The sequence below is a fragment of the Aeromonas sp. QDB11 genome (assembly GCF_027705265.1).
GTDB lineage: Bacteria > Pseudomonadota > Gammaproteobacteria > Enterobacterales > Aeromonadaceae > Aeromonas > Aeromonas allosaccharophila.
Window position 1 is genome coordinate 39,618 of sequence record NZ_JAPDBM010000039.1, and the last position, 9,172, is coordinate 48,789.

10 protein-coding genes and 1 riboswitch are annotated in these 9,172 nt (G+C 61.3%); of the genes, 4 read left to right on the forward strand and 6 right to left on the reverse strand.

The genetic code is table 11. The annotated features are described in order from the left end of the window. The first annotated feature begins 21 nt into the window (after positions 1–21). Positions 22–1,212, forward strand: coding sequence for an L-lactate MFS transporter (locus tag OKC40_RS13980; protein WP_236368102.1), 1,191 nt, complete (start codon positions 22–24; stop codon positions 1,210–1,212). 75 nt (positions 1,213–1,287) lie between these two features. On the opposite strand, the gene OKC40_RS13985 is transcribed toward OKC40_RS13980, so the two are convergent. The 4 genes from OKC40_RS13985 to OKC40_RS14000 form a co-directional block, all read right to left on the reverse strand. After that, complete coding sequence (locus OKC40_RS13985) at positions 1,288–2,412, reverse strand: 5-(carboxyamino)imidazole ribonucleotide synthase (protein WP_270795610.1); 1,125 nt, start codon at positions 2,410–2,412, stop codon at positions 1,288–1,290. Beyond that, positions 2,409–2,918: a 5-(carboxyamino)imidazole ribonucleotide mutase gene (purE, locus tag OKC40_RS13990; RefSeq protein ID WP_236368100.1), complete on the reverse strand. Its 510-nt coding sequence runs from the start codon at positions 2,916–2,918 to the stop codon at positions 2,409–2,411. The genes OKC40_RS13985 and purE overlap by 4 nt, the downstream gene beginning before the upstream one ends. 63 nt (positions 2,919–2,981) lie before the next feature. Then, a complete protein-coding gene (locus tag OKC40_RS13995; protein ID WP_005321666.1) occupies positions 2,982–3,284 on the reverse strand; it encodes a P-II family nitrogen regulator in 303 nt (100 codons plus the stop codon). A gap of 4 nt (positions 3,285–3,288) precedes the next feature. After that, a complete protein-coding gene (locus OKC40_RS14000) occupies positions 3,289–4,215 on the reverse strand; it encodes a sodium-dependent bicarbonate transport family permease (RefSeq protein ID WP_040069609.1) in 927 nt (308 codons plus the stop codon). A gap of 109 nt (positions 4,216–4,324) precedes the next feature. On the opposite strand from OKC40_RS14000, the gene OKC40_RS14005 reads away from it, so the two are divergent. The 3 genes from OKC40_RS14005 (at position 4,325) to murI (ending at position 8,269) form a co-directional block, all read left to right on the forward strand. Further along, positions 4,325–5,227 (forward strand): LysR family transcriptional regulator, encoded by a 903-nt coding sequence (locus OKC40_RS14005; RefSeq protein WP_182970116.1) that lies wholly within the window; start codon positions 4,325–4,327, stop codon positions 5,225–5,227. A 35-nt stretch (positions 5,228–5,262) separates the two neighbouring features. Next, positions 5,263–5,440, forward strand: a riboswitch (cobalamin riboswitch). Between the two features lie 52 nt (positions 5,441–5,492). Beyond that, entirely contained in the window at positions 5,493–7,358 is a 1,866-nt protein-coding gene (locus OKC40_RS14010) for a TonB-dependent receptor domain-containing protein (protein ID WP_270795613.1), read from the forward strand. A 107-nt stretch (positions 7,359–7,465) separates the two neighbouring features. Continuing rightward, on the forward strand, positions 7,466–8,269 hold the full coding sequence (gene murI / locus OKC40_RS14015; protein ID WP_270795614.1) for a glutamate racemase: 804 nt from the start codon (positions 7,466–7,468) through the stop codon (positions 8,267–8,269). Positions 8,270–8,276: 7 nt separating this feature from the next. On the opposite strand, the gene OKC40_RS14020 is transcribed toward murI, so the two are convergent. Both OKC40_RS14020 and OKC40_RS14025 read right to left on the reverse strand, forming a co-directional pair. Continuing rightward, positions 8,277–8,768, reverse strand: a complete 492-nt coding sequence (locus OKC40_RS14020) for an RNA recognition motif domain-containing protein (RefSeq protein ID WP_042657372.1) — start codon at positions 8,766–8,768, stop codon at positions 8,277–8,279. Positions 8,769–8,992: 224 nt separating this feature from the next. After that, a partial coding sequence (locus OKC40_RS14025; RefSeq protein ID WP_270795616.1) for a hypothetical protein occupies positions 8,993–9,172 on the reverse strand: 180 nt, incomplete at its 5' end.

The following is a 9,172-nucleotide window of genomic DNA, read 5'->3' on the forward strand; positions in this document are numbered from 1 at the left end:
GGCCATCGACCGAGACGCATCATGACCAAAGAGATGAACCGCACCCGGTACCTGACACTGATCGGTACCATCATCACCCAGTTTGCACTGGGTTCTGTCTACACCTGGAGTCTGTTCAACGCCCAGCTCTCCGACAAGCTGGACGAGCCGGTGAGTCAGGTCGCTTTCGCCTTCGGCCTGCTCAGCCTCTCGCTGGCGGTCGCCTCCTCCATGGCGGGCAAGCTGCAGGAGCGGTTCGGGGTGCGCAACGTGACGCTGGGCGCTGGTGTGCTGCTCGGCATCGGCTTCTTCCTCACCGCCCATGCCAGCAATCTGGCGATGCTCTACCTCTGTGCGGGCATTCTGGTCGGTTTTGCCGACGGTACCGGCTACCTGATGACCCTCTCCAACTGCGTGAAGTGGTTCCCGGAGCGCAAGGGGCTGATCTCCGCCTGTTCCATCGGTGCCTATGGTCTCGGCAGTCTCGGTTTCAAATATATCAACCTGCTGCTGCTCTCCAGCTCCGGCCTTGAGACCACCTTCCAGCTGTGGGGGCTGATCGCCATGTCCATGGTGCTGGTGGGCGGCATGCTGATGAAGGATGCGCCCAAGCAGGCCGCTTCCGTGCAGCAGAGCGAGAGCCGTGACTTCACTCTGGCTGAGGCGATGCGCAAGCCGCAGTACTGGATGCTGGCGCTGATGTTCCTCACTGCCTGCATGAGCGGCCTCTACGTCATCGGCGTGGCCAAGGATATCGGCGAGAAGATGGTGGGTCTGCCAGCCGTGGTCGCTGCCAACGCCGTCGCCATCATCGCCATGGCCAACCTGGGCGGCCGTCTGGTGCTGGGTATCCTCTCCGACAAGATGTCCCGCATCCGGGTCATCACCATCGCCCAGCTGATTACCCTGGCGGGCATGGCGCTGCTGCTGTTCGTGCCGCTCAACGCCAACCTGTTCTTTGTGGCGGTGGCCTGCGTGGCGTTCAGCTTCGGCGGTACCATCACCGTCTACCCCTCGCTGGTGAGCGACTTCTTCGGTCTCAACAACCTGACCAAGAACTACGGCGTCATCTATTTGGGCTTTGGTCTGGGCAGCATCATCGGCTCCATCGTGGCCTCCCTGTTCGGCGGCTTTATGGCGACCTTCAACCTGATCCTGGTGTTGCTGGTGGTGGCGCTGGTGCTCTCCCTCACCATCCGCCTGCCAGCGCCGGTATCGGTCGAGCGGGCCTGATCACCCGCCTGTCGCAGCAAGCAATGAAAAGACCCGGGCCAGGCCCGGGTCTTTTTTTTGTGTGCGGCTCAGGGGTCAGCGTGGTGGCAGCCCCAGCAGCTGGCGAGCCTGACTGCAGGTCTCCTCCACCGTCGGCCAGTCTTCGGCGGTGATGGTGACATGGCCCATCTTGCGGCCAGGGCGGGGTTCCCCCTTGCCGTACAGGTGCAGATGCACGCCGGGCAGCGCCAGCAGGGCAGCCCAGTCTGGCGTGCCGTTTTGCCAGAGATCCCCCAGCAGGTTGATTAACAGGGCGGGGCGCACGGCGATCTGCTCTGGCAGCGGCAGATCGCACAGGGCGCGCACCTGCAACTCGAACTGGCTGTATGCAGCGTTGTCGAGGCTGGGGTGACCCGAGTTGTGGGGACGGGGCGCCAGCTCGTTGACCAATAGCCTCCCCTCCACCAGGAAGAACTCCACCGTTAGCACCCCGACGTAATCGAGGGTCGCGATCAGCCGCTCGGCTATTGCTTTGGCTTCGCTCTCCAGCGCCGGCACATTGGCCGGGGAGCGAGTCTGATCGAGGATGCCGCCGCTGTGCCAGTTCTGCACTAGTGGCAGGGCGCTGATGGCACCGCTCGGGCTGCGCGCCAGGGTCAGGGCAAACTCCCCCTCCAGCACCAGCCGTTGCTCCAGCACGCAGGGGACGCCACTGGCTGCCAGCGCCGTCGCCAGCTCATCCAGATTACTCACCTGCCACTGCCCCTTGCCGTCGTACCCTTCGCGGGCCGTCTTGAGAATGGCGGGGAAGATTTCGCTGGCCTGTGCGGGGATGGGGTCCTCCGCCTGTAGCGCCAGATAGGGGGCGATCGGGATGTTGGCTCCGTGCAGAAAGGCTTTCTCCTCACGGCGATCCTGACAGATGCGCACCGCGCTGGCGGCCGGGCGTACCGGCTTTTGTTTTTCGAGCAGTGCCAGGGTTGCGGCGGGCACATTTTCGAACTCGCAGGTAATGGCATCGCAGCGGAGTGCCAGTTGGTGCAGGGCGGTCTGGTCGTCATAGGGGGCGACAATATGGTGATCGGCGGCGGCACCGGCAATGCTGGCGGGATCGGGATCCAGCACCACCACCTTGTAGCCGAGGCGGTGGGCGGCCATCACAAAGTAGCGGCCAAGCTGACCGCCGCCGAGCATGCCGAGGGTGGCGGGAGGCAGGATCATGTCGGCTCCTCCAGCGTGAGGGCCAGCACCCGGTCGCGCTCGCGGGTGCGGAAGTCGTCGAGCTGCTGCCGGTAGCGGGGGGCGTCGCCGTCTTGTGCAACGGAGAGCAGAGAGACCGCAAACAGGGCCGCGTTGGCGGCCCCCGCCTCGCCGATGGCGAAGGTGGCGACCGGTACCCCTTTGGGCATCTGCACGATGGAGAGTAGCGAGTCCATCCCCTTGAGATGGCGTGATGGGATGGGCACCCCCAGCACCGGAAGAGTGGTCTTGGCGGCGACCATGCCCGGCAGATGGGCGGCGCCACCGGCCCCGGCGATGATGGCGCGCAGGCCGCGCTCGCGGGCTGTGGCGGCATACTCGAACAGCAGATCCGGGGTGCGATGGGCCGAGACCACCCGCGCCTCGTAGGGCACGCCGTGCTCCTTGAGGATACGGGCGGCAGCCTGCAGCACTGGCCAGTCGGAGTCGGAGCCCATTATCAGGCCGATCAGCGGAGGGGTGTTCATGTGTATTGGTTCCTTGCTGTTAAACGTTTGCTTTTGGTAAACAAAAAGAGCCGGCAAGCCGGCTCAGAATTTCTCGGGTCGCACGATTTCGACCGGTTGCAGAAAGGCGATCATGGCGTAATCGGGGTAGTAGCGACTCTGCAGGTGGGCCAGCAGCCGCTCCGCCTGCTCCCTGCTGCAGATCGCCTCCAGCCGGATGTTGCCGCTCTCGCTCCAGCTGGCGTTGCGCTCGCCATGATCTCCCCGGCCGCGGGCATCTGTGATGGTGTAGCCGCGCAGCCCCTCGCGGGTGAGGGTGCGCAGCAGGGTGGGTTCCAGGTTCGCTTCCGTGATGACGGTGAGCAGGGTGCGGGTCTCGGTCTGCATGTGGCTACTCCGTGAAGTGGCGGGCCCAGCTGTGGTAGAGCGGGATCCCCAGCATGATGTTGAATGGGAAGGTGACTCCCAGCACGGCGCTGAGGGACAGCCCCGGGTTGGCCTGAGGCACGGCGATGCGCATGGTGGCCGGCACGGCAATATAGGAGGCACTGGCCGCCAGGGTAGCCAGCAAGGTCAGGCCGCCGAGAGAGAGGCCCATCAGCTGGCCAGCTGCCAATCCCAGTCCCGCGGAAGCGAGCGGCATCAACAGGGCGAAGCCGAGCAGGAAGAAGCCATGCTTGCGCAGATCCTGACACTGGCGGGCGACGATGAGGCCCATCTCCAGCAGGAACAGCGCCAGAGCCCCTTTGAACAGGTCGACAAACAGCGGTTTGAGTGGGGCAATCCCGTCCGGCCCGGCCAGATAGCCGATGGCCATGCCGCCCAGCAGCAGGGTCACCCCTTTGCCGAGGAAAGTCTCGTGGGCCAGCATGCGCCAGCGGGTCTCGCGACTGATGCCGCGGGCCAGCACTATGCCCACCAGAATGGCCGGGATCTCCATCACCGCGAGGAAGATGGAGAGCTGGGATTCAAAGCTGATGCCTCGCTCGGTGAGCCAGTTCACCCCGACCGCAAAGGTGGCGACGCTGACCGAACCATAGTGGGCGGCGGTGGCGGCGGCATCGACCCGGTTCATCTTGAGGCGCAGCACAGCAAAGCCGAGCAGGGTCTGCACCACGCCGAGCAGGATCACCAGCGCAAGTTGTGGCAGCAGGGGTTGCAGGGATTGCTGGGCCAAACCGACGCCGCCCTTGAGGCCGATGGCCAGCAGCAAAAAGAGAGAGAGGGTGTCGTAGAGGGCAGGAGGCAGTTTGAGCTCGGAGCGCACCAGACCGGCCAGCAGACCAAACAGAAAGAAGAGTACAACAACGTCCAGCATGATGGTTCGCAGGGAAGTTCAGATAATGGTTGCATGCTAGAGCCCGCAATGTTTCGATAAAATCAGATTCTCGCTGATGGTTGTTCGGAAAAAACTGATAGGGAACGGCATGCTCAACTACAAACAGCTCTACTACTTCTGGCATGTGGCGCGCAGTGGCAGCGTGACGCAGGCCGCCGAACAGCTGCACCTCACGCCGCAGACCATCAGTGGTCAGGTCGCCGAGCTGGAGCAGTCCCTCGGGGTGGCACTGTTCAACCGGGTGGGGCGGCGTCTGGTACTGACCGCCGCCGGACGGCAGGCGCAGGAGCAGGCAGGGGCGATTTTCTCGCTCGGCGCCGAACTGGAGCATACCTTGCGCCACGCCAGTCAGGAGCTGACCATGCAGGTGGGGATCGCCGATTCGGTGCCCCGCACCTTGGCGTTCGAGTTGCTGGCCCCCGCCATGGCGCTGGCGACCCCGCTGCGGTTGGTGTGTCACGAGGAGCGGGCCGAGCAGCTGTTCAGTGAGCTGGCACGCCACAAGCTGGACATGGTGCTGATCGATCGCCCGCTTCCTCCCGACAGCGGGGTGCGTGGCTACAACCACGAGCTGGGGCGCAGCCCGCTGGCGCTGTTTGCCAGCCCCGAGCTGGCGGCGCGGGCACGGGATGGCTTTCCCGCCTCGCTGGAGGGGTTGCCGCTGCTGATCCCCGGAGAGAAATCGGCCACCCACGATCGGCTGCTGGCGTGGTATCGCCAGCAGGGCATTCATCCCCATCTGGTGGGGCAGTTTGATGACTCCACCCTGATGAAGTCGTTCGGCAAGGCGGGGATGGGGATCTTCCCGGCGCCGCTGGCAATGGCTGACGAAATTGGCCGTCTCTACGGGGTGGAACGGATTGCGACCCTCACCGACGTTACCCTCTCTTATTATCTGGTCTCGGCAGGGCGCCATCTCTCCCATCCAGGGGTACAGGCGGTGATGGAGGGGGCACAGCAGCGGCTGGCAGCGCTGGTTGGCAATAAATAGAAATCTGGATGGCTATACATCCAGCTTGGCTCTGCCTATAATCCTCCCGCTTTGGCGCATCATGCTTAATAGGGAATCCGGTGAGAATCCGGAGCTGGCGCGCAGCGGTAAGGGGGAACGAAGCGACATCAGGGCACTGCCGTCAGGCGGGAAGCCGTCGCCGTAGGCCATCAGCCCCCGAGCCCGAAGACCTGCCAGAGTTCGTATTTCGGGCCGAGAGAAACCGGCCACGAAGTAGATACTTACGCGAACTTAAGGATCTCTCATGTCGAAGAAATTTCTGGCGGCTGCCCTGTTGCCGACGGCGGCGTTTGCCCAGCAGCTGACCATTCCCGTCAATCCCACCATGGTGGTGACCGCTACCCGCGTCGCCCAACCTGCTTCCAGCGTGCTTGCCCCGGTCAATGTGGTGACCCGGGACGAGATCGATCGCCTGCAAGCCCAGACCGTGACCGATGTGGTCAAGACCCTGCCCGGTGTGGAAGTGGTCAGCAATGGTGGCCGAGGCCAGCTTAGCTCGCTGCGGGTGCGTGGTGGCACCTCCTCCCAGACACTGGTACTGGTGGACGGGGTGCGCAGTGCCTCTTTGACCGCCGGTATGACCGAACTGAATAACCTCCCGCTCAATCAGGTGGAGCGCATTGAATACATTCGTGGCCCACGCGCCACCATTTATGGTTCTGATGCCATCGGCGGGGTGATCAACATCATTACCCGTCCCGACAAGGGGACAAATCAGCACAAGTTCAATATCGGTGCTGGTTCCCATCAACAGCGTCAGGCTGCTTTCAGTAGTGCCAGCCAGGTCGGTGAGGCGGGTCAGCTCAAGGTGGCTGGCGGTTTTGATGATGAAGAGGGTTACAACGTACACCCCTTGCCCGGCATCAACGATGGTGATCGTCACGGGCATCAGGGCTACAACGCCATGCTGGACTACCAGCAGGCGCTCGGCAGCAACTGGGATCTGTTCGGTACAACCCGCTGGTTCCGCAATGTCGCCCAGTACGACCGCTCTTCTGCGGCTTCCGCCTGGGGGCCTGCCACCCATCAGCGCAACGAGACCTGGACTGAAAACCAGAGTTATCAGCTGGGGTCGCGCTATCACGATGATCGCTATCTGAGTGAGTTGCGTGGCGCCTTCTCCAAACAGGATGCGTACGACTATCAGGACAACAGTGGCCGCGATCAGGCCAATACCCGGACCTACACCCGCCAGTACAGCCTGAACTGGGTCAACAGCTTGAAATTGAACGAGAGCTGGACGCTGGGAGGCGGGGCCGATTGGCAGAGTGATCGACTGGATGATCGCTCCCGCTCCTCCGGCTCCACGTATCCGGCCGATGCCAAAGAGCGCGACAACACCGGCCTCTATGCCCTTGCCCAGTTCGACAACCAGACCTGGCAGGGCGAGCTGAGCGGCCGTAGCGACGACAACGAACAGTTTGGTCGCCACAACACCTGGCAAACCGGCGCAGGTTGGCGCTTTGTCGAGGATTACCGCCTGAGTGCCCGCTACGGCACCGGTTTCCGCGCCCCCTCCTTTAACGACCTCTATTATCCGGGCTCTGGCAATCCCACCCTGAAGCCGGAAGAGTCGAAGAGCAGCGAGCTGATGCTGGATGGTCAAACCGCTGGCGTGGAGTGGCGAGCCACCGGTTATCGCAACGACTTCGAACAGATGATCCAGTGGGCGCCCAACAGTCAGGGTATGTGGACACCACAGAACGTTGGCAAGGCGCGCATTGAAGGGATCGAGCTGGAAGGGGAGTTTGATACCGGCTGGTTGAGTCATCGGGTCTCTGCCGAATACAAGGATCCCAAAGACAAGGTAACCGACAAGCAGTTGCAGCTGATCTCCCGCAAAGGGGCCAAGTGGGTGACTCAGGCGCAGTGGCAGCAGTTTGATGGTTCATTGAGCTGGATCTATCAGGGTGAGCGCTATGGCGATGCGGCCAACACCACAACACTTGGTGGCTACAGCGTGTGGAATCTGGCGGTCGGCTACAAGGTCACCCCGGCGCTCAAGGTATCTGGCAAGATCAACAACTTGCTGGATAAGGAGTATCAGACTGCGGTGGGTTATCCGGCCGATGAGCGCGCTTACTACGTGACGATGGATTACTCCCTGTAAATAGTCTCCTCTTGATGGGAAAAACCCGGGCCCTGCCATTGGCAGGGCCTTTTCTATTGGCGGCAGGCGGGAGTATGATCGCCGCCTTGCACCAAAGGGGAGCTCAAGTGGCCAATATTCTCGTGTTTGATTCCGGTATGGGTGGCCTGACCATCTACCGCGAGATCCGCCGCGTTCTGCCGGCACACAACTATTTCTACTGCTTCGACAATGCCAACTTCCCCTATGGTGAATTGAGCGAGCCCGCCCTGATTGCTGCCTGCACCCGCTTGGTTACCACCATGGTGACCCGTCATCATATCGATCTGGTGGTGATCGCCTGCAACACGGCCAGCACCATAGCGCTGCCGGCCCTGCGTGCGGCACTGGATATTCCCGTGGTGGGGGTGGTGCCAGCCATCAAGCCTGCCGCCGCACAGACCCGCAACGGTTGTATCGGTCTGCTGGCTACGCCGGGCACGGTGAGTCGCGACTATACCCACGAACTGATCGCCCAGTTCGCTCCCGGCAAGCGGGTGCTGCTCAAGGGCACCACCGAGCTGGTCATAGAAGCCGAACACAAGCTGGCGGGTTTGCCGGTCAATATGGCGTTGCTGCGTGAAGTGCTGGCCGACTGGCTGGAGGGAGAAGAGAAGCCAGATACGCTGGTGCTCGGTTGCACCCACTTCCCGCTACTCAATGAAGAGATTGGGCAACTGATGCCGCAATGCCAGCTGATCGACTCGGGCAGTGCCGTTGCCAAACGGGTGGCCTGGTTGCTGAGCAATGGCGGGCATGGCGCCGTGCAGCCTGTATATATAGAAGAGGTGATTGCCAGGGCTTACTGTACCCGACTGGATGAGGAGGCCCAAAAACTGACAGCCCCCTTGCAAGCATGGGGGCTGTCATCACTGGAAGAGGTAAGGTACTGACGAGCGGTTAGGCGTCAGCTTCGCTACCTTCCCTCTCTTCTTTATCACGTTTGTCATTCGCTTCACGCACCTTGAGGGTGCGCTGCTGGTACTCTTTATCATTCAACGCGGCAATCGCCTTGGCGGCATCGGCGGCGGGCATCTCCACGAAACCGAAACCTCTGCGCTTGCCGGTAGACTTGTCCTTCATCAACCGCACGGAAATGACCTGGCCCTGTTCGGCAAACAATTCGCGCACTGCAATCTCGTTGGCGCGATAGGGCAGGTTGCCTACATATAAGGTGCAAGTCTCCTGATTGGCGATCGACTCGGCGACATTAGCCGGGGTTCGCTTCAGGAACAGCGGTACCACGAAACCGCCGATGGCCAGACCTGCTGCAAAAATCACTTCCGCTTTCAAAGAGAACTGCAGGGCCTGGGCAACCAGGTAGCCAACCACTGCCAATACCAGAGCAAGGATTGCGGCCTGCATATATACGGGAAACTTGGATAAATTCATCTTAAAAGACCTTTTGTAAATGAAAGCAAAAAAGGTGCAACACTATATTCACCTCCATGGTAACCAGCTTTCCTGATTGGCGCTACCATGGACCACTCGGGAGAGGTTATCGGCTCCAGTATGGCATTCCCAAGGTCACTGAAGGCGACATAAATGACGCTGAAAAGGGAGTGAAATAACCGGATTGTGGATAACACTGTATATATACACTGAATAAGCTGTTTCTAATTGAATAATTTGAAATTTTCGTGATTTTCTTCAAAAAAAGCCTTGTCATCGCGGCCTCGCTCCCTATAATGCGCCCCTACCAGCACGGCGGAACACGCAGGACTGATGAGCCAGCTTCCTTGCGAAGTGGGCGCCGAAAGAAAAGCGAAAACAATCGCTTGACTTTCGAAGTGAGA

Excerpts from the sequence above, each read along its gene's own strand:
- OKC40_RS13995 (WP_005321666.1), bottom strand. The coding sequence starts at position 3,284 with ATGCAGACCGAGACCCGCACCCTGCTCACCGTCATCACGGAAGCGAAC.
- purE (WP_236368100.1), bottom strand. The coding sequence starts at position 2,918 with ATGAACACCCCTCCGCTGATCGGCCTGATAATGGGCTCCGACTCCGAC.
- OKC40_RS14000 (WP_040069609.1), bottom strand. The coding sequence starts at position 4,215 with ATGCTGGACGTTGTTGTACTCTTCTTTCTGTTTGGTCTGCTGGCCGGT.
- OKC40_RS14005 (WP_182970116.1), top strand. The coding sequence starts at position 4,325 with ATGCTCAACTACAAACAGCTCTACTACTTCTGGCATGTGGCGCGCAGT.
- OKC40_RS14010 (WP_270795613.1), top strand. The coding sequence starts at position 5,493 with ATGTCGAAGAAATTTCTGGCGGCTGCCCTGTTGCCGACGGCGGCGTTT.
- OKC40_RS13980 (WP_236368102.1), top strand. The coding sequence starts at position 22 with ATGACCAAAGAGATGAACCGCACCCGGTACCTGACACTGATCGGTACC.
- OKC40_RS13985 (WP_270795610.1), bottom strand. The coding sequence starts at position 2,412 with ATGATCCTGCCTCCCGCCACCCTCGGCATGCTCGGCGGCGGTCAGCTT.
- OKC40_RS14020 (WP_042657372.1), bottom strand. The coding sequence starts at position 8,768 with ATGAATTTATCCAAGTTTCCCGTATATATGCAGGCCGCAATCCTTGCT.